Source organism: Lachnospiraceae bacterium JLR.KK002 (assembly GCA_036941025.1).
Classification (GTDB): Bacteria; Bacillota; Clostridia; order Lachnospirales; family Lachnospiraceae; genus Petralouisia.
In genome coordinates this window covers 2840135-2861196 of the sequence record JAYMNP010000001.1, presented here as the reverse complement: position 1 = coordinate 2861196, position 21062 = coordinate 2840135, and the positions used below count along the sequence as shown (strand labels likewise).

The 21062-nt window shown below is 43.5% G+C and carries 14 protein-coding genes, 2 pseudogenes, 1 CRISPR repeat array and 1 other annotated feature (1 of these 18 cut by a window edge); of the genes and pseudogenes, 12 read left to right on the top strand and 4 right to left on the bottom strand.

What is annotated here, in order from left to right; translation table 11 throughout:
• Positions 1 to 32 precede the first annotated feature (32 nt).
• The 8 genes from VSQ32_13950 to cas2 all read left to right on the top strand — a co-directional run bounded on the left by VSQ32_13950 (position 33) and on the right by cas2 (position 11076).
• Entirely contained in the window at positions 33 to 1193 is a 1161-nt protein-coding gene (locus VSQ32_13950) for an aminotransferase class V-fold PLP-dependent enzyme (protein MEH2943934.1), read from the top strand.
• 36 nt (positions 1194 to 1229) lie between these two features.
• Positions 1230 to 3077 carry a DUF262 domain-containing HNH endonuclease family protein gene (locus VSQ32_13945; GenBank protein MEH2943933.1) on the top strand — a complete coding sequence of 616 codons (1848 nt, stop codon included), beginning with the start codon at positions 1230 to 1232 and terminating at the stop codon, positions 3075 to 3077.
• A 131-nt stretch (positions 3078 to 3208) separates the two neighbouring features.
• Positions 3209 to 3361, top strand: a complete 153-nt coding sequence (locus VSQ32_13940) for a hypothetical protein (GenBank protein MEH2943932.1) — start codon at positions 3209 to 3211, stop codon at positions 3359 to 3361.
• 47 nt (positions 3362 to 3408) lie between these two features.
• Positions 3409 to 5427 (top strand): AAA family ATPase, encoded by a 2019-nt coding sequence (locus tag VSQ32_13935; protein ID MEH2943931.1) that lies wholly within the window; start codon positions 3409 to 3411, stop codon positions 5425 to 5427.
• A gap of 3 nt (positions 5428 to 5430) precedes the next feature.
• Complete coding sequence (locus tag VSQ32_13930; GenBank protein MEH2943930.1) at positions 5431 to 5949, top strand: hypothetical protein; 519 nt, start codon at positions 5431 to 5433, stop codon at positions 5947 to 5949.
• Positions 5950 to 6361: 412 nt separating this feature from the next.
• Complete coding sequence (cas9, locus tag VSQ32_13925) at positions 6362 to 9760, top strand: type II CRISPR RNA-guided endonuclease Cas9 (GenBank protein MEH2943929.1); 3399 nt, start codon at positions 6362 to 6364, stop codon at positions 9758 to 9760.
• A 97-nt stretch (positions 9761 to 9857) separates the two neighbouring features.
• The gene (gene cas1 / locus VSQ32_13920; GenBank protein MEH2943928.1) at positions 9858 to 10763 is read left to right on the top strand and encodes a type II CRISPR-associated endonuclease Cas1; all 906 of its coding nucleotides are present in this window, start codon (positions 9858 to 9860) and stop codon (positions 10761 to 10763) included.
• Positions 10756 to 11076, top strand: a complete 321-nt coding sequence (gene cas2 / locus VSQ32_13915) for a CRISPR-associated endonuclease Cas2 (GenBank protein MEH2943927.1) — start codon at positions 10756 to 10758, stop codon at positions 11074 to 11076. The genes cas1 and cas2 overlap by 8 nt, the downstream gene beginning before the upstream one ends.
• Positions 11077 to 11176: 100 nt before the next feature.
• Positions 11177 to 13386: a CRISPR direct-repeat array (repeat unit 36 nt; unit sequence ATTATACCATACCAAGAAATAAATGGGAACTACAAC).
• A gap of 254 nt (positions 13387 to 13640) precedes the next feature.
• Here cas2 and VSQ32_13910 read toward each other — a convergent pair.
• The gene (locus VSQ32_13910; protein ID MEH2943926.1) at positions 13641 to 13889 is read right to left on the bottom strand and encodes an integrase DNA-binding domain-containing protein; all 249 of its coding nucleotides are present in this window, start codon (positions 13887 to 13889) and stop codon (positions 13641 to 13643) included.
• 505 nt (positions 13890 to 14394) lie between these two features.
• Between VSQ32_13910 and VSQ32_13905 the strand changes: the two genes are divergently transcribed.
• Together VSQ32_13905 and VSQ32_13900 are read left to right on the top strand one after the other, a co-directional pair.
• On the top strand, positions 14395 to 15108 hold the full coding sequence (locus VSQ32_13905; GenBank protein ID MEH2943925.1) for a hypothetical protein: 714 nt from the start codon (positions 14395 to 14397) through the stop codon (positions 15106 to 15108).
• A 465-nt stretch (positions 15109 to 15573) separates the two neighbouring features.
• Positions 15574 to 15669 carry a putative holin-like toxin gene (locus tag VSQ32_13900; GenBank protein MEH2943924.1) on the top strand — a complete coding sequence of 32 codons (96 nt, stop codon included), beginning with the start codon at positions 15574 to 15576 and terminating at the stop codon, positions 15667 to 15669.
• 813 nt (positions 15670 to 16482) lie between these two features.
• Here VSQ32_13900 and VSQ32_13895 read toward each other — a convergent pair.
• A pseudogene (locus VSQ32_13895) lies at positions 16483 to 16620 on the bottom strand (VOC family protein).
• A gap of 4 nt (positions 16621 to 16624) precedes the next feature.
• On the opposite strand from VSQ32_13895, the pseudogene VSQ32_13890 reads away from it, so the two are divergent.
• Positions 16625 to 17321: pseudogene (locus VSQ32_13890) on the top strand (ISNCY family transposase).
• 308 nt (positions 17322 to 17629) lie between these two features.
• Here VSQ32_13890 and VSQ32_13885 read toward each other — a convergent pair.
• On the bottom strand, positions 17630 to 18853 hold the full coding sequence (locus VSQ32_13885) for a transposase (GenBank protein ID MEH2943923.1): 1224 nt from the start codon (positions 18851 to 18853) through the stop codon (positions 17630 to 17632).
• Positions 18854 to 19118: 265 nt separating this feature from the next.
• Here VSQ32_13885 and VSQ32_13880 point away from each other — a divergent pair, with 265 nt between their 5' ends.
• Positions 19119 to 20030, top strand: coding sequence for an AraC family transcriptional regulator (locus VSQ32_13880; protein ID MEH2943922.1), 912 nt, complete (start codon positions 19119 to 19121; stop codon positions 20028 to 20030).
• A gap of 5 nt (positions 20031 to 20035) precedes the next feature.
• Here the strand turns inward: VSQ32_13880 and VSQ32_13875 are convergent, their stop codons facing one another.
• A complete protein-coding gene (locus VSQ32_13875; protein ID MEH2943921.1) occupies positions 20036 to 20806 on the bottom strand; it encodes a sulfite exporter TauE/SafE family protein in 771 nt (256 codons plus the stop codon).
• 125 nt (positions 20807 to 20931) lie between these two features.
• Positions 20932 to 21062: a binding site (T-box leader), on the top strand; it runs 171 nt beyond the window's last position.

Sequence of the window (21062 nt, the reverse complement as noted above, 5' to 3'; positions counted from 1 at the left end):
GAGAGGCTGCGGATACCTGTTATGGAGGAAATATGAGAGAGTTAATTTATCTTGACAATGCATCCACCACGTTCCCAAAACCGGAGTCTGTATACCGGGCCATGGAAGAAGCCGGAAGGCATCTTGCAGTCAATGCCGGACGGGGTTCTTACCGGCTGGCGCGGGAAGCCTTTCGGCTGACAGAGGACACCAGGGAGGAAATCCTTCGTCTGGTTCAGGGAAATTACGGGGCGGAGACGGTGTTTACGCCTTCTGCCACCATTGCCTGCAATCAGGTACTGGGCGGCCTGAACTGGAAGCCGGAGGATGTGGTTTATGTAACGCCCTTTGAACACAACGCTGTCATACGGGTGCTTTATCATCTGCAGAAACAGTACGGATTTGAAACAGAGGAACTGGCGGTTGACAGAGACTCCCTGGAACCGAATATGGAGAAAATCAGGTATCAGTTTCTGCGGAAACCGCCTGCGGCGCTGATTATGAATCATGTCAGCAATGTGACCGGAGCCATAATCCCCTGGCAGCATATTGCAGAACTGGCAGAGGAATATCAGCCCGTTGTAGTTGTGGACGGTTCCCAGGCCCTGGGTCTGGTGCCGGTGTGCCTGAAACATACGAATGCGGATTTTTATATTTTTGCAGGCCATAAGACATTGTACGGGCCTCTGGGAATCGGAGGTTATGTCAGTAACAGGAGAAAAAAGCTGAAACAGATTTTATTCGGCGGGACGGGAAGCGATTCTCTCAATCCGGAAGTCAGCCCGGAAGATGTGAGAGGATACGAACCGGGAAGCATGAATATCACAGCCATTGCAGGCCTTAAGGCAGCCGTAGAAGAAGCTGTCTGTCCGAACCCAGGAGAAAGGCTGAGAGAAGAGCAGAGGCTGCGGGACTATCTGCTGGAGAATCTGAGCCGGATACCGGAAATCATATTGTATCCCCCTGTCCATTCGGAATCTGCGGGGATTCTGTCTCTGAATATAGAAGGATATCAGGCCGAAGAAGTGGGGATTCTGCTGGACCGGGAATATGGGATTGCAGTGCGGACAGGGTATCACTGTGCGCCTCTGATACATAAATATCTGAGAGATAAGGAATACGGCGGTACGGTACGGGTAAGCCTGGGGCGTTTTACCGGAGAGAAGGAACTGGATTTGTTTGTTGAGGCCCTGGAGGAGATTGCGGCAGGCTGACAGTTGTAACGTGAAGCACGAAAGAGGAGGGTTTTTATGAGAGCAGAGGCAAAGTCAGTAAAAGAAATCTTTGGCGGAGGGCCTCAGAAGCTGGTTGTGCCCTTTTTCCAGAGAAGGTATGTCTGGAAAGAAGAGAACTGGAAAGAACTGCTGGAATCCATCGAAGGGAACCGGGAAGTCCAGGTGTTTCTGGGTTCCATTATTATCAAATGGGGAAAGAGCCGGGAACCGTCGGAGGCGGCTATTGTGGACGGGCAGCAGAGACTCACCACAATTTCATTGCTGACCAAAGCAATTTATGATGAATTTGACGATGAAATGCGCCAGAATGTGAGGGATACCATACAGAATGTTCTGTTTTACAAAAGGAATACCACGGATTCCCTGAAAGACAGCGAAATTAAGATTTCTCATTCCAGAGTGGACAGGGGCAGCTATGAAGCTATTATAAGGCAGGGCGTGTTTGAGGGGAACAGGCCGGAAATGGAAGCAAAAAAAGAGGGCTCTCCTCAAATCAGACAGTGCTATCATTATTACCGCAGGGTGCTCCATAAAAAAGACCAGCAGGAACTGAAAGATATTTTTGATATTATGTACAATGACAATAACAAAATGCTGGTCAGAATTGAGCTTATGGAGCATGACGTGAACGAGCAGTCTATTTTTGATACCATCAACCGGGCGGGAACCCGTCTGAGCACTGCGGATATTATTAAAAACAATCTGTTTCAGGGATTTATGGAGAGCTGCGGAACTGACAGCAGAAAACAGCAGGAAGTAAGCGAAATTTATAATGAAAAATGGGACAGAATCTTTTATTCCGAGGACGGGGAAAACGAATGGGATTTCAGGCGGCGTTTTGGAAATGTGGACAGAAATAATCTGGAATTTCTGCTGTACTGTGTGGCCTGTATAAAATGGGAAAAAGGAGAGAAAGGGGACAGCCGGGAGTTTTTCGGAAATCTGGATAATGTTTATACCAGAGAAACCGCGTCTTATGATTTTTCCGATTACGGTATGCTGATAAATGAAATCTATGAGTATGCAGAGCTGTTCAGTAACTATATTACAGGTTTGAATCTGGTGATGAATGACAAGGAAAAAGTGGAAAGCGCGTACTTTTCATGGCAGGAGGACGTGAGGCGTCTTTTGCTGGTTCTGGAAGAATTCGGCATACAGATGTTCTATCCTTTTATTCTGAAAATGTTAAAAGAGGCCGGAGGAAATCTGCAGGATGAAACATTAAGAAAACAGTGCCGGATACTGGAGTCTTTTGTTATCCGGAGAAGGATTATGGGAACCAGCGTTTCGGATTATGCGTCAAAATGCAGTCTGATTTTGAATCAGGGAGCCGGAAAGTTATGTTCCGCTGCGGGAGAAAAGGAAATCAGCATCAGTGACGGAGAAGTCAGAAGGCAGCTTACGAAAATGAAAAATGATACGGCCAAAATGCTTTTATTTCTGACAGAACTTTCCCGCAGAAATAAGAATTCCGACGAGATAGCCCTGACTTACACTTATACGCTGGAGCATATTATGCCCCAGAAATGGCAGGAAAACTGGCACGTGCCAAAGGAACAGGCAGAGAACCGTCAGAATCATATCAACGATTTGGGCAATCTGACTCTTTTGAGAAATTCTCTGAACAGTTCCGTGCGCAATATGGATTTTAAGACGAAGATAGAGGGCATTCCAAAATCGGGGCGGCAGAGAGTCAGAGAAGGATATAAAGGCAATGTATCTCTGAAAATTACGGAAGAAATTATTGAGCAGTATGAAGCCGGCAGAACTGAGTGGAACGAAGCCAGGATTGATGAGAGGAGAGAACAGCTTGCGGAAGAAATACTGAAGCTGTGGCCTTTGTATGTGGAAAAAACGGAATGAAAGAAATACTGGCGCTGTGGCCTTTGTATGCGGAAAAAACAGAATGAAAGAAATACTGGCGCCGTGGCCTTTGTATATAGAAAAACAGAGTGAAAGAAATACCGGACAGCATTGTCAGAAGGAGAAGGGAAATGAAGGAAATCAGAAAAGAGTTACTGCAGGAAATGACATTTCAGGTGCTGCATATGGAGCGGAAAAATCTGCGGAGCAAAGCCAGGAGCGACCAGAAAATGTCGGAGGAACTTCAGAAAATTATTGTGGAATATGCCAGGAGGAATCAGTAAGCCTCACGGCAGGGGCTGACTTACCGGGTGCGGGGAAAGGAGAAGGTATGCGGTTTGAGCGTATTGTCCTGCATAATTTTATGCGTTATAAGGGCGAAAACAGGATAGAATTCAGTTGTGAAAAAGAGAGAAATGTAACGGTTGTTCTGGGGGATAATACCGTTGGGAAAACCACAATTGCCCAGGCATTCCGCTGGTGCCTGTACGGAGCTGTGCTGACGGAACGGGGGAAGGGTCAGGAAGAATATCAGCTTCTGAACAATGACGTGCTGGCTTTGATGGATGCAGACAGCAGAGCCAGCGTCCGGGTGGAACTGGTGGCTTCGGACGAAGAAAAGCGTTATATCATTCGGAGAGAGGTTGTATATACCCGTTCGTATCCCCGGCTGGCGGCAAAAGAATTTCAGAAGAAGCTGACCATGTATATTGCAGATATTGGAAGCAGCCAGCCATTGACTGAGGTGGAAGAACGGAAGGTGGATGAACTTATCCACGAGCTGTTTCCCGGAAATCTGTCCCACTATTTTCTGTTTGACGGGGAACGGTGGAACGATATTACCGTAAACGGAGTCCGGGAAAATATCAGAGATTCCGTACATATTCTCACAGGCCTGTCTGCATACCAGGCGGCTATGAGACATCTGAAAGATATGGGCTCTTATTCTGTCATTCATAAATTTAAAAAGAAAATAACAGGTTCCGGGAATCTCTATGACAATCTGGAAGCAGAGTGCAGAAGCTGTCAGCGGAAAACAGAAGCCTGTAAAAAAGATCTGGAAACGATTGAAATCAACATCATAAACAGCAGCAAAAAATATCAGGAAGTGCAGGAATATCTGGAGACAAACCGGAATACGGAAAACCTGCAGAACCAGTATCGGAATCTGGGGATTGTAAAGAGAAGCCAGAAAGAAAGCTGGCTCAGCGAGCGGAAAATGATGGTCAGGGAATTCAGCGATAAATCCTTTATGCTTTTTGCAGAACCTCTGATAGAAGCGTCAGCGGAACTGGTAAAATCTGTGGCCGGGGAGCGGCGGGATGTTCCCCATATGCGGCAGGCAACCATAGATTATATTATGAAAAGCGGCAGATGCATCTGCGGAACCTGCCTGAAGCCGGGAACGCCGGAATGGGACTGTCTGCTGGAACAGAAAAATTATCTTCCTCCGGCAGATATCGGCTCTCTGCTGGGAGAATTTGAACGCACTGCCGCAAAATGGAAAAACCGGGTGAAAAACCTGCCGGAAGAGCTTCACGCAATGGCAGAACAGACAGACGGATGTATCAAAAACTATGAAGAAACCTGTAACGAATATATTATGCTGGAACAGAGGATGGACGCTCATATAGATTTCGCGGAACAGAGAAAGCGGCTCCGAAGGTATCAGGCGGACATACAGGAGCTGAATAACCGGAAAGGCCAGATACAGGGGCAAATCCAGTCCTTTCAACGCCAGCAGGAACGTCTGGAAGAAGAAATGAAAGGGCTGGAAGCCAGGAATGAGGAAAATCAGCGCTGGCGGGAACGGGTGGAGCTGGCGGAAGCGTTGTATAAAAAGCTGTCCCATGATTTTTCCCTGGAAGAAAAAAAGATATTTCAGGAACTGAATGAGCAGATACAGCATAATTTTCAGCGTATGTTCAATGCAAAAGAGAAAAAACCGGAGCTGACAAACCAGTACGATATACAGATGTATTATAAGACAGATGTAGGGTACAGAGAAGAAAAGAATCTGTCCGAGGGTGAAAAAATTGCCAGAAATTTTGCATTTATTGTAACGGTTATGGATTACAGCAAAAGGAGAAAGGCAGAAAAAAATCCCGATAACCCGCAGAGCAATGATACCCTTCCCATTGTGCTGGACGGGCCCTTTTCCAAACTGGGAGATGAAAATATCCGTTTAATTGCAAAGGTACTTCCGGAAGTGTCCGAGCAGGTGATTATCTTTATGCTGAAAAAAGACTGGAAATATACGGGACTGGATGATTATGTGGGAAAAGCCTACTACATTGACAAGGAAGCGGATCAGTCCTGCGCAGCTATCCGGGAAATGGAGGAATTATAAGTTATGCCGGTTTTTGAATTTTTTAAAAAGGAGTTTGAGTTTCGCGGAAAACATGCCAGAATGGCGGGAGAACTGTGGGTGCCGAATGACTACGAACATACATATTTCCGGCGGCTGATAGATTTGTATGTTGTCGCAGCTGTCATAGGATTCCGTGTGGACCGGAAAGCGGAGGCAGACTATGCGCCCAATGAGTCGAAAAGCATTTTTCCGGAGCAGATGACAGGAGCAAAAGACGATTTGGACTTTATCATGCAGATGATGATGATTCTGGAGAACAGAAGGGAGCTGGGACCGGAAGAAAGTGTGAAAAAAGCGTTCCGGGGAGTGGAAACCCAGGAAGAATTTGAATATTACCGAGATTTGTTCAACTCCTACGTGCGGGGCGGCGTGGAAGAACTGTATGAGCGTCTGATATTGCGGAAATCAGAAGTGGATGAAGAATTCTACGATGAAAAAACAGCTAATATCATGGCCCTTATGGAGCGGTTCGGGACAGTTTTCCGGGTTACTCCGGAATAGTGCAGGCATGTAACAGGACAGCCTGTCTGAACTGATGTGCTAAGAAGTAACAGGTTCAGGCAGGTCTGCGCACCTGCTGCGCTGACCGTGAGAATATGATTCAGGAGAGCAAAAATCCCATCGCAAAGGGATTTTAAATGGATTTTTGCATGTAACAGTTCAGCTTGTCTGAACTGTTACGTTAAGAAACCGCTAAGAAATAAAAAGTTTCTGACAGATATTTACAAAATGGGACAAAGAGGTTATAATAAATTTGTATTATATCATACCAAGAAATAATATGGTTCCTACAATAAGGTAGAACACCAAAAAGCTCTGATCCCATTCTTCGGAATGGGATTATCTTTTTATCGCACTGCGGCGGAGAATGCACAGTACATTCTTTTTTATAAAATGAGAGAAGGAGTAAGGTATGGATTTGAATTACAGAATTGGGTTGGATATTGGGATTGCATCCGTGGGATGGGCAGTGCTGGAAAATAACAGTAAAGATGAGCCTGTACGGATTGTGGATTTGGGGGTAAGACTGTTTGAAGCGGCAGAAGTGCCGAAAACAGGAGCTGCCCTGGCGGAGGAGAGGAGAGGCGCCAGAACCACCAGAAGACGTCTGCGGCGGAGGAAACATCGTCTGGACCGGATAAAATGGCTGTTGCAGGAACAGGGGCTGATTCAGCTTGATGAATTTATGGAGCGGTATCATTCTGCCGGGCTGCCGGACGTATATCGGCTGAGATATGAAGGGCTGGAGCGGAAGTTAAAAGACGAGGAACTGGCTCAGATACTGATACATATCGGAAAACACAGAGGTTTCCGTTCTACCCGGAAAGCAGAATTAAAGGATAAGAATGACAAAGAGACAGGGGCCGTGCTGTCGGCCACGAAAGAAAATGAGAAACTGATGGAGGAGCATGGATACCGCACCGCAGGCGAGATGATATACAAGGATGATAAATTCAGAACCGGCTGTACCTGGAGGGAAGAAGGGTATCTCCTGACGCCCCGGAATAAGGAAGGGGATTACAGACATACCATGCTCCGGGCACTGCTGGAGGATGAAGTAAAAATAATTTTCGACTGCCAGAGGAAGTTCGGCAACCAGAAAGCCACAAAAGAACTGGAAGAAGCGTATCTTGCCATAATGACCAGCCAGCGTTCCTTTGACATGGGGCCGGGAAAACAGCCCGACGGAAGCGCAAGCCCCTATGCCATGGAAGGATTTGGAGACAGAGTAGGACTGTGTGCCCTTGAGCCGAAAGAAAACCAGGAGCCGAGAGCTCCGAAAGCCGCATATACTTCAGAACTGTTTGTGGCCCTGCAGAAAATAAACCATCTCCGTGTAGTGGAAAAAAATGGAAAGAGCCGGGGACTCACCTCGGAAGAACGTCAGATATTATTTGATTTGATGCACAAGAAAAAAGAAATCACCTATGGTGCAGTGCGGAAAGAGCTGAAACTGGATACCAACTATCGCTTCAATACGCTGAATTACAGTAGTAAAAAAGAAACAGTGGAAGAAAAAATAAAAGATGCGGAAAAAACCAGGTTCGTGAGCATGGCGAACTATTACGAATACCAGAAACGCATGTCCGGCGTACTGGAACCGTTATCCCCCGAAGAACAGGCAGAGCTGCTGGACGAGGTGGGAAAGATTCTGACTCTGTATAAAAATGACGATACCCGCAGTCGGGAATTTCAGAAACTGGGTCTGGCTCCGGAAGTCACAGAGGAACTTCTGGAGCTGAATCCCAAAGGCTTTCAGCACGTCTCTCTGAAAGCCATGAAGAAACTGATGCCCTATTTAAAAGAAGGCCTTAATTACGACAAAGCCTGCGGCGAAGCCGGGTATGATTTTCAGGGAAATACCAAAAAAGAAAAGTCTCGCCTGTTAAAAGGAAAAGAAATCACGGACATTATCAATGATATCAATAATCCGGTGGTAAAACGGTCTGTGTCTCAGACTGTCAAAGTGATAAACGCCATTATACAAAAATACGGAAGCCCCCAGGCAGTCAATATAGAGCTGGCCAGAGAAATGTCCAAAAATTATGATGAGCGCAGGAAAATGGAAAAGCAGATGAAAGACAGACAGTCGGACAACGAGAGAGCAAAAAAAGAAATTCAGGAACTGGGCAATGCTTTTCCCTCCGGTCAGGACATTCTGAAATATCGCCTGTGGCATGACCAGGATGGAATCTGCATGTATTCCGGCGAACGAATACCCCTGGAAAAACTGTTTACAGGAGCATATGATATCGACCACATCCTTCCCTACAGCATTACCTTTGATGACAGTTACCGGAATAAGGTGCTGGTCACTTCCGAAGAAAACAGACAGAAGGGCAATCGCATTCCATATGAGTATTTTGGAAACGATGCTGAGAGATGGAGCAGATTTGAAACCCTGGTAAATTCCCGTATCAGAGATTACAGAAAACAGCAGAATTTATTAAAACAGGAATTTACCGAAGAAGAACGAAAGGAATTTAAGGAGAGGAATCTGAATGATACCAAATATATCACCCGTGTGATTTATAACATGATACGGGAAAATCTGGAACTGGCTCCCTACAACAATCCGGAAAAGAAAAAACAGGTCTTTGCAGTAAACGGAGCGGTAACCGGCTATCTGCGCAAACGCTGGGGAATGGCTGCAAAAGACCGCTCCATTGACACCCATCATGCCAGGGATGCGGTGGTGATTGCCTGCTGTACGGATGGGATGATACAGAAGATTTCCAGAAACATACAGGGGAGAGAACTGCTGTATGCCAGAGGATTTACCGCTGTTGATGTGGAAACAGGAGAGAAATTTACCAGGGATGATTTTACCAGGGACCAGTGGGACGAGATATTCGGCGTACAGGTACCAAAGCCTTGGAATTATTTTAATGAGGAACTGGATATCCGTCTGGGAGAAAGCCCCAGGGAATTTATTGAAACCCATGCTGATGTTTCACGGAAACTGGACTATCCGATATGGTTCTACGAAAATAATATCATCCGGCCTGTATTTGTATCCAGAATGCCTAACCGGAAAGTATCCGGGGCGGCCCATGCAGATACCATCCGAAGTCCCCGGCACTATCAGGAAAACGGCTGTGTTCTGACCAGAACAGCCCTGACGGATCTGAAACTGGACAAAGAAGGAGAGATAGTGAATTATTATAAACCCGAAAGCGATACCCGTTTGTATAACGCTCTGAAAGAACGACTGAAATCGTACGACGGTGATGGAAAAAAAGCCTTTGAGGAACCCTTTTATAAGCCAAAGGCAGATGGCTCCAGAGGAAATCTGGTCAGAAAAGTGAAAACATATGATAAACTCACCCTGGGCGTGTATGTGAATTCTGAAAAAGGAATAGCAGCCAACGCCAATGGTTCCATGGTGCGTGTGGATGTGTTTAACGTCAATGGAAAGTATTATTTTGTGCCAGTTTATATTGCAGATGTGGTAAGAAAGAGACTGCCGATGAAGGCAGTGGTAGCAAATAAGCCATATAGCCAATGGAAGGAAATGGAAGATAAAGATTTTATTTTCAGCCTGTATTCCAGAGATTTAATCTCATTCAAATCGAAAAAAGGAAAAAACGTAACCTGTGTGGATGGAACATCAAAGATGGTAAATGAAGAAGTGGTTTACTATTATGGGGCAAATATATCGACGGCAAGTTTCAATGGCAAATCACATAATGGAAGTTTTGAATTTTCAAGTTTAGGAATTAAAAGTCTGGAGAGTTTGAAGAAATATCAGGTAGATATACTTGGGAACATATCAGAAGTAAAACGGGAAAAGCGAATGGGATTTCATTAGAAATGAAAATAAAGTTTACAAAAACTTTTATGGTATCAGGAAAGGGGCAAAACAGGTAGTAAAAGGCAGGGATATCTGCTGGCAGTGGAGGTGATATATGGGATTTCGAAATATAAAAATAGAAGGCAACAGAAAGCTGCGTGTTGAGAATCAGCAGCTGGTGATTGGAGATGACCGGGATATCAGTATTCCTCTGGAGGATATTAACAGTATTCTGATAGAAAATCAGTCGGTGATGATATCTGCTTATCTGTTTCAGAAATTTGCTGATTTGGGAATAGCTGTGTATGTCTGTGATGAAAAACATCTTCCCAATGGCGTACTGCTGCCGCTGGTAAGGCATAGCCGCCATTATAAACTTTTAAAATGTCAGATGGAAATAAGCAAGCCTTTACAGAAACGACTGTGGCAGCAGATTGTGGTGCAAAAGGTCAGAAATCAGTCTTTGTGCCTGAAACTGAGCGGCAGAGAAGGAGACACAGAATTGCTGAAAATGTGTAAAGAAGTGCAGTCCGGAGACAGAACCCATGTGGAAGCCAAAGCAGCGGCATTTTATTTCCGTCATTTATTCGGCCCGGAATTTTCAAGGAGCGATGAACATATCATCAACGTGGCCTTAAATTATGGATATGCTATTGTAAGAGGCCTGATTGCCCGTAGCCTTGTATGCTATGGGATGGAGCCTTCCCTCGGACTTTTTCATCGAAATGAGCTGAACAGTTATAATCTGGCAGATGATTTCATCGAGCCATTTCGTCCTGTTGTTGACTTATATGTGGCTTCAAAGTTTGATATGTCGCAGACTTTCAACGGACTGACGCCGGGAATAAAGCGTGAACTGTATGGAATCATAAATTTTGAAATGCAGATAAAAGGAGAAAAGCGTATCCTGAGCAATTGTGTTGACGGAATGGCGGCCAGTTACAGCAGCGTATTGCAGGAAAAATGTGAAATGCTGAGTCTGCCGGAGCTGATACAGCTGCAGGTACATCGTTATGAGTAAATTTATGAGAATGATAGTGTTTTTTGATTTGCCGGTAGTCACTGCAAAGGAAAGGAAGGCAGCGGCGAAGTTTCGTAATTTCCTCTTAAAAGACGGATACCATATGATGCAGTTTTCGGTCTACACAAGGATTTGCAATGGTATGGATGCTGTGGAAAAGCATGAGGCCAGACTGAATCTGAATTTGCCGTCGAAAGGCTCTGTCCGTTTGCTGACAATTACGGAGAAACAATATGAATCCATCCATATTTTGTTAGGAAAAAAGACTTTTGATGATACCGGAGAATCGTCGGAGTTATTGAATATTTTTTAGAAAAAGGATAAAATGCAATTATTTTTTTTAAGAAAATCAGAAATTTTTAACTGAGAAAAATCCGCATAACCCTACTGGCTATGCGGATTTTCTGTTCCCTATTATACCATACCAAGAAATAAATGGGAACTACAACTATTTGCTTTCTGGTGCACCATACCCAACGATTATACCATACCAAGAAATAAATGGGAACTACAACTCAAACCCATTAGTATATTCCACATCCTCTATTATACCATACCAAGAAATAAATGGGAACTACAACAATGGTTATGAAGTTAACAGAAAAATGAGGATTATACCATACCAAGAAATAAATGGGAACTACAACCACTGCACCGTCCCGCCCATTATCGCGTCTATTATACCATACCAAGAAATAAATGGGAACTACAACGGACGCTTTTTGTTTTCCTTGCAATACATTATTATACCATACCAAGAAATAAATGGGAACTACAACTCTAAGACAGATTTAACAATTTTCTTCCTCATTATACCATACCAAGAAATAAATGGGAACTACAACTTCTCAAATTCTTCTTCACATAAAATATATATTATACCATACCAAGAAATAAATGGGAACTACAACTATGTCATTCGGCGAAATTCCATGTCTGGATTATACCATACCAAGAAATAAATGGGAACTACAACAGACTCTACATCATAGACATTGTATGTCAAATTATACCATACCAAGAAATAAATGGGAACTACAACTATAGATTAAATAATATTTATCTATATAAATTATACCATACCAAGAAATAAATGGGAACTACAACCGTCTTTTTCGTTCAATGCAGGTATTTTTCATTATACCATACCAAGAAATAAATGGGAACTACAACCAATCTTCCACGCAAACGACATTGAATTTATTATACCATACCAAGAAATAAATGGGAACTACAACAATCGTTGAGCCTGTGTTGTTATAACTCAAATTATACCATACCAAGAAATAAATGGGAACTACAACAAATTGATTTGACGATATTTTATAGGGTAAATTATACCATACCAAGAAATAAATGGGAACTACAACTTTAATCCTGTCACAGGTAAATTTGACACAATTATACCATACCAAGAAATAAATGGGAACTACAACTCCTTTCGCAAAAGCTCTTCTGCCCTTTTATTATACCATACCAAGAAATAAATGGGAACTACAACGGAATGGCCTACTCCGGAACTCAGGGGGCGTATTATACCATACCAAGAAATAAATGGGAACTACAACGGGCAGGGGAAAATACTCGGAAGACCAGCTATTATACCATACCAAGAAATAAATGGGAACTACAACAGGCTGTCAACCGTCCTTACGGAAATCGGGATTATACCATACCAAGAAATAAATGGGAACTACAACATTACTTCCGCATAAACGCAAGGGCAAACAATTATACCATACCAAGAAATAAATGGGAACTACAACACGACAGCGTAAGAATCTGCTACGTGGTAAATTATACCATACCAAGAAATAAATGGGAACTACAACTTTACACCGATAGCTTTGACAGTGTCCGGGATTATACCATACCAAGAAATAAATGGGAACTACAACGCTCTCATGTTGTTTAACACTTTTAAGGTTATTATACCATACCAAGAAATAAATGGGAACTACAACACGGAAAGACGTTCAATTTGTAATGGCTGAATTATACCATACCAAGAAATAAATGGGAACTACAACTTCTTCACATGTAAGTGATTTTCTGTGAAGATTATACCATACCAAGAAATAAATGGGAACTACAACTATGTCATTCGGAGAGGTTCCCTGTCTGGATTATACCATACCAAGAAATAAATGGGAACTACAACTACAGCGTAGCGTTCCTCGTAAGAACCATAATTATACCATACCAAGAAATAAATGGGAACTACAACACGACAGCGTAAGAATCCGCTACGTGGTAAATTATACCATACCAAGAAATAAATGGGAACTACAACCCATATCGTCTTGATAAAGCAGTGTATTATATTATACCATACCAAGAAATAAATGGGAACTACAACATTAGAAGGGGGAGTGTGGTAATGGTTCTTATTATACCATACCAAGAAATAAATGGGAACTACAACCGCCCCTCCGCTTATAATCAACCCACCTTTATTATACCATACCAAGAAATAAATGGGAACTACAACTTAAAGTGTAAAGGCATTGGCCTGTAACCGATTATACCATACCAAGAAATAAATGGGAACTACAACGAGCAGGGATTAGAGCAGGCAAAAGACGGAATTATACCATACCAAGAAATAAATGGGAACTACAACTATATATTACTATGCCGACGAGTATCGGGAGTTATACATTTTAGTGTTATTAGGTTCGTGAAAGCCTTTATTTACTGGGCTTTCGGGGTTTTCTGGTGTCAAGGGTTTGTGGTTTGGCACACGATTGACACTGTTTTCATGATACTGCTTTTCGCAAGCCCCTTTTTGGACAGCCCGGAATAGAGTTTCTTAATGTCGGACGGAAGAACTTGCACGACTTTGTACCGCCCTATGGAATCCTCCACGTTGTTCTTTCATGTGGAACGGTAGTTTACTTTTATGGATTCTGATATTTCCTTGATTTCAAGGTAATGCCGGAATAAGTCGTTGACTGTCAGGCTTTTCACGTTTCCGCCAGTCCTGATATTGTCTTCCACGTCAGACAGGACGGATTTTTCCTTTTCCCGGAGTTCCGGCAAGTCCCTTGCGTAGATATTTTTCCTCTGCCCGGTCTTGCTGTCGGTATAACGGTACATATAGCGACCGTCTTTCCGTTTCCCCATTCCTCAATACCCTGTTCCTGCTGTCTTTCCTGTTTCATTAAAACCTTACTGGTTTCTGCTATGCCATAATATATGCGCCTGTTTTCTCTGATTTTCCAAACAGTGGCAGTGTGTGCGTTTTGTACAGTCTGGGGCGCACAGGTCTTGCAGTCTGGGAACCGCTGTTTTCCGGGCTTTTGTGGCTGTTTTTTTGTTTTGTTCATTTTCCGGGGTAATACTAGCCCCGGAAAGCGCATGGCGGTGTTCCCCTCCCATCCCCACCCGCTCCGCTGGCAGGAACGCACTTTGGCGCGGCGCGCCTTCATGCGCCCCTGCCGGTTCCGAGCCTGTGGACGGAGGGCGCATGGCGTTATACATCCCCCAGACGTGGGCAGATTTAATTTGTCGAAGTGTGTCGGAAATATAAGTAGACAATTCATTTACTAAGTATTATAATTTTAGGCATAGAAGTGGGCACAGAAAAATGCCGGGCGCATATGATAAAAGATATGAGTGGGTATCCGGCATGGCACAGATGAAAAAGGACGGAGGGATTTATGTGAAAACGAGAATGAAAGAAATGGTTAAGAAAATTGCAGTAACAGCCATTGCGGTTGCAGTCGTGTTCGGGGGCATCCAGACAGCCAGCATCACAGCAGAAGCGAAAGGGACGGCGTTCATCAATAAGAAAACCAGCAAGATAACGCCGACTGTTAAGTCTGCTAAACGTTTGGGCGGTGGTAAAGTAGCCGTAACGGTCAGCGTACCTGCCAACAAAACGAAAAAGCTGGGTAAGGTTAGGAAAATCACCGTGGCTTATGGATCTACCAAGAACAGCAAGAAGTTTGAGGCTTATAAGGGTCAGGCGAAAGTTACCAAGAAGGGCAAGAACCAGTACACCTTTACAATCAGCAGCCCAAAATTTCAGGGTAGTAAAAGAAATGCATACCTGACTGTTAGGTTTAGTGGAAAGACAAACTGGTCTAAACTGGTGAAGGTCAGTGGCAAGGATAATACAACTTATTATCTCCAATGCGAATGCGGTAAGACTTGGAGTGGTCATAACGGTTTTGAGGAGCTTGAAAAGTTACATCAAATTCACTCAGAGGAGGAGAATGCTAAAACGGAAACTCCTAATGACCCTAACAAGAAAATAACTTTGGAAGATATTGCTAACGCTACTGGGAGTTGTTTGCACACTGGGTATAAGACCTGGTATGTAACTGCTGCGTCCAACTAATTAATAACTCACTCTTTACTCTAGGATATGCAGGACTGCCCCGGTTTATGCATACCCTGTTCTATTTTTTAGAAGCTGTCGTGGCGTTATCTTATGCAGGCATGGAAAATCAGCAGGGTATTTTTTGCATAACAGCTACAAAAGCCCACATAAGCAGACAGCTTTTCTCTTTCACCACGGAAACAATAAACGGAAAAGATTTATTATAACCAAGGGATATTCCAATAAAGTGCATTTGGAACATCCCTTTTCCCATGGTAGGGGCATTTCTGCCGGGAATCCGCTCTGTAAACCCCCACTTGCAAAGCAAGTGGGGGTTTACAGGCTCATTGGCTCTTTTATGTTCGGCTGGGCTGGAAAAACAGATTGCCGGATAATTTTTTGTATGCTATAATCTTCTGTAGGAGCAGTCGTGTTACAAGGTGGTGAGCCTCCCTAACTCGAAAGGGAAGGGAGGTGGTGAACATGAGTACATACGAAGTATTGACATTGCTGATTCTTTTTGGCACTTTTCTCATTTCACTGCTTGCCTACATAGATAGGAATAACAAGCGAAAATAAATAAGCCTACCTTGTACTTTGCCGAGAACAGGTAGGCTTATTGCCAACTACGGAGGTAAACCACTTTGTGGGCGGTTGCTCCTTTTCTATAATATAACATTTCTGTATCGGAAAATCAACTGCATTTTTTAGAATCCGGCGAAATTATTCTTGCTAAAATTCCTGACACACAGCATAGAAACAGACACCATTTTTGACACCGTTTTTCCGGCATTTTACGCTTTTCGGTGGGGAAGGATAAAAAGAAGAAACGCCGGAAATGCCCATAAACAGGCACTTACAGCGTTCCATAAAGTTTGTTAAAGGCCATGCCATAGAAAGTATATACAATTATACCATACCAAGAAATAAATGGGAACTACAACCGCCGCCACGCCCTTAGACATGGCGCCGCCATTATATCATACCAAGAACTGTCACTGTACTTGCGTAATCTAAAAGTGTTTTCATAAACCAAATCCATCCTTTTTTCTTTGATTATACCAAAAAGATGAATTGTTCACAATTTATTCATTCATGCGTTTGTCGTGACGATTATACCATACCAGGAACCCCGCGGGCACCTGTCCTTGCGGTATTTGCAAAATATCCATACAAGCATGGCGTTTCATCATTGACTGCGGGAATAACAGTTTTTGCAAAAAAATATTTTCCGATACAGATTTAAAAATAATAAGAGAAGGTATTGGCAGGATGGGAAGTGAAGTTATCCAGGATATACGGAGTCCGATGATTTCCATGATAAATCTGCAAGCGGCTGATGGGGGAATTTATCATGGAAAATCTGATGCGGGTGACAAGAATCCATATGTTCTATATGGTAATTTCAATAAGGTTTCCCTCCGGGTCCTCAATACAGCTTTCATAATATCCGTCTCCCGTTGTACGTGGCTCGCTGGCAACGGAAAATCCGTCTTTCCGTAATGTTTCGGTCAGTGCATTGACTGCTTCAATTTATAACAAGGACTTTCTTGCGGCTCATCCTGACATCATTGTTGGAAAAAAATCTGATTCCCCGGATGAAGATAAGAGTCTTGCCGATTCCAGGGCATTGATTCCCACTTTAAAGGATTTCTTTCGGAAGCATCCGCTTATCAATCCGAAAACTTTTCTGGGAGACGCCTCATTTGATTCCATTGAAATCTACAAATACCTGTTACAGGAAGCCTCCTTTGAGAAAGCTTACATTCCCCTCAACGGCAGAATCTCCCTTCCGGAATCCGACTGCCCGCTGAATAAGGACGGCGTCCCCTGTTGCCCCAAAGACCCATCCCTTCCAATGAAACGGGAAGGAAGCAAATCCCATCTCCGCTGCGGACTGCCAACCATGAAGTTTGTATGCCCGAAAATGAAATGGGAATATGATAAATCAACCGGTAAAAGCAAACGCGTCTGCCACTGTGAAAATCCCTGTACGGAATCCCCCTGCGGCAGGATGTTTTATATTTATCCCGAGAAAAACCTGCGCGCCTATCCTGGTACGCTCCGTAGTACGGCCGAATGGGATTCCACCTATAAGATCAGGGTAAATGTTGAGAAATCAATCAACCATTTCAAGGACAGCTTCTGTGTTGCCGGGCGTAAAACGCAGAATGAAAAAACGCTTCATGCTGACCTGCTTCTCGCCGGGATTACCCAGCTTATTACAGTAATGGTGGCTGATAAACTGCACAGGCATGAATATATCCGCAGTTTAAAACCTCTGATTGCATAACCTTACATACCGCATACCATTTCACGGGCAGATAACCTTATCTGCTTTGTTTTCATGTCTTAAAACTCTTGTTATCCACATCCACCTCCTGTAAGTCCGGCTCAACCGGGCCTTTGCCCTATTGGAATCAAGATTTTGAACTTGTTTCGCAATTACCTAACAACGTGTTTGTGACTGACTATAATGATACTGTGCTGTTTCCGGAAAATATATCATTATTCTGTTAAATAACACCACTTTACAACTTTATAAATAATATCCCTGATGCTGAATCAGTTGTTTTAAAACCTTAATGATAGCTTTTGATTTTATGTGTGTTTCGGCTTTTTTCACGAAAATGGAATAAAATACCTGCTGGCGAATTTGTTCGCTCAGTACGAAACGAAATTCCTGGACGCTTTCTGTCTGGTATTTGGAAAACGTCTTGTCCTGATACGGCAAAAGTTTCATTGCACAATACGCTATGTTGATTAGATTGACAAGCATTTCTATTCCTTTGCGGCTCCGCACCATGTAGCTGCATAATGACCAGAAGGTTTTCTGTTCGTAATAACTAACTTCGATGTTCCACCGAAAAGCATAAAGCATCAGAGGTATAAACTGCATACGGCTGCTTCCTGTCTGATTCAGTGGGGATTTTTCCTGCCAGGCACAGAATATTTGCAGCTGTTCTGGAAAAACTGTGCTGAAATATAAACGCCTGCCACCATTTTCCTTGTCCGCTGATGTAACATATGCCAAGACTGTCCTTTTGCCAAAAATGTTTGTAAGGACACGACGCACAGCCATGTAATAGCCTCCAATTTTTTCATCAGACAGAGTAAAATCATCCTGGATGGAGAGCCTGTCGCCATGCGTTGCAGGACGTCCTCTTTTTCCCGTCCGCTGTGGCGGCAAATCATAAATGACGGAATCAAGCCTTGCATTTCCTATAAGGTCAAGGTTTTCATATTCGTCCACGATAGAAACAAGGCTCTTTTTTACATACCAGCTGTCACAAAGGAGGACGACGTTTTTCTTTGTACGCAAGACAGGCATTACATGCCGCACCATAGATGCAGCCAGTTCCAGTTTGGATTCCTTTTTCTGCCACATGCGATATCCGAGCGGTACGCACAGATAGTGAATCCTGTCCTTATTCCATACAGGGACACAGAGCATTACGCTCACAAAACAGTGTCCATTCAGGTAATTAGAGCCATTATGCGCAGCATGGTCAAAAAGCTTTGAAGCATCCTCAAATTTTTTGCCGAATTTTGCAATCATTGTATCATCAATACACAGGAAGACAGGCTGAGAGGACAATTTTTCCGGTATGAGCTTTAAAGCCATACCAGCAGTGACATTCATAAATCTGGAAAAATCAGCTTTTGCATAAGAACATGCATAGTAAAATGCATTCAGGGATTTTTCTGTAATCCCTGATAAAAAATGTCTGTACAGCGAACGGATGGAACCTGCTGACTCCATAGCAAGGATAGATAACACCAGCAGGAACAAGGTTTCAATAGTTGGTAAGGAAAAAGTTTTAAAATAAATATAAAAATAATGGTACAGTCTACCAATTAGATTGTTTTCGTTGTATAATAAGTCTGACGTACAAGGTCACCATCTTTCGTATAGTTTTGTGTGCAAACTTATTATACATTAGAAAGTGCCTTGTGCGTTATTTTATTTTTCAAAAAGTTGTAAAGTGGTGTTAAATAATATAACAATCCTGCAAAATGGAGTACATATGAATATATATATTGATGTAAATGAGGACCGTTCCGAAAGAGTGGATTATGATAGTGCGGAATATCCGGTTTATTCAGGATGTTTCTGTCTGAGCTGTTATCCGGGATATGCGGCGCCGCCTCACTGGCATGATGACATTGAATTTATCGTGATCTTAAAAGGCGCCATGACATACAATGTAAACGGGGAACTGACAGAACTGAACCCGCAGGAAGGGATATTTGTAAATTCCCGGCAACTGCATTTTGGCTATTCCGGAACAAATAAAGAATGTGAATTTATCTGTGTGCTTTTCCATCCGTTGTCGTTATGTCTGACGCCTGATATGGAGCGTAATTATGTAATGCCCCTTCTGCAAAATGAGGATATTCCCTTTCTGCATCTGCAAAATGCAACTTGGCACCAGGAAATCATGGAAGGGGTCAGAAAAATCCATTCCCTTAAAGGGGCTTCTGGCGCGGCGTTGAAAATACAGAGCATTTTTTCATGGATATGGGCAGTAATTTTTGAACATATGCCAAAAACTTACGGATTGGAACAAAAACATCATCATGACCTTTTCGTTCTTAAAAATATGATTGGCTTTATGCAGCAGCATTTCAGAGAACAGATAACTCTGGAACAGATTGCCGCCGCCGGAGGCGTTGGACAGAGCAAATGCTGTAAATTATTCCGTACCTGCCTGCACCAGACGCCCAATGTATATCTTACCAGGTACAGACTGAACCGAAGTGCGGAACTTCTGGTGAAGACAGATTTGAATGTTACGGAAATTGCATATGAAGTCGGATTTAACGGAGCCAGTTACTATGCGGAACTTTTTCACAGGCATATGGGAATGTCTCCTTCATCCTACCGAAAAAGCAGGACGGACCCTGAAGGAGCAGGGGAGAGAACAGCAGGTATGTGAGGCTGTTAATGAGTCAGAATATTGACAGCCAGAATTGCCGCTCCCAGAATAGCAAGGACAATACCGGTTACCCGGTTCAGAGTAGCCGCACTGGCTTTATTTGCGAATTTTGCCGCGACTCTTGCCCACAGCAGGGTGGAAGCCACACAGAACAACAGACACTTCAGGTCAGGCATTCCTCCAATGACAAAATGACTGGCTGCTCCGGTCAGGGCAGTAAAAGTCATGATAAACACACTGGTGCCTACTGCGGTTTTCAGTTCATATCCCAGAATACCGGTGAGAAGCAGAAGCATCATCATGCCGCCGCCGGCCCCGATAAAACCGCAGATAAATCCAACGGTGATTCCGCCGGCAATGGACTGGAAAGTACGCGTCCGGCTGTCCACAGATTCCATGGCTTCTTTTGTTGTCATCACAGGTTTTACAATGAATCTGATTCCCAAAAGCAATGTCATGAATACGGAAAAACCGCCCATTGTGGTATTGGGAACAAGACTTGCAGCCCAGCTTCCCAAAAGGGTGCAAAGCAGAACAGTAACCATCATAACCAGCCCGTTTCGGATATCCAGATTTTTGTTTTTTCCATACGTATAAGCGCTGACAGCACTGGCCAGCACATCACTTGCCAGTGCGATACCCACTGCTTCATAGGCAGGCATTCCCAGAAAAGTGATAAGCATGGGGCTGATGACCGCCGCGGCGCTCATACCTGCGAATCCGGTGCCAAGGCCTGCACCGATACCTGCGGCAAAACAAATCAGAAATTTAAACATGTGTTTCCTCCTTTGACTGATATAATTATATCATGAAAAAGAAAATGAACAAGCATAAATGAAAAAAACAGTTGACAGCAATACGTCAGTGTGCTAAACTATCTACAATCAAAATTGAATCAGACATAAAATCAATGAGCAAAAGTAGTACCATTGAAATCGTCCTCACAGAGAGTTATCGGCTGGTGGAAGATAACAGGAAATTTTTATGGGAATGGATTTGTAAGATGCAAAGCGAAATGCCAGTTCTGTGACA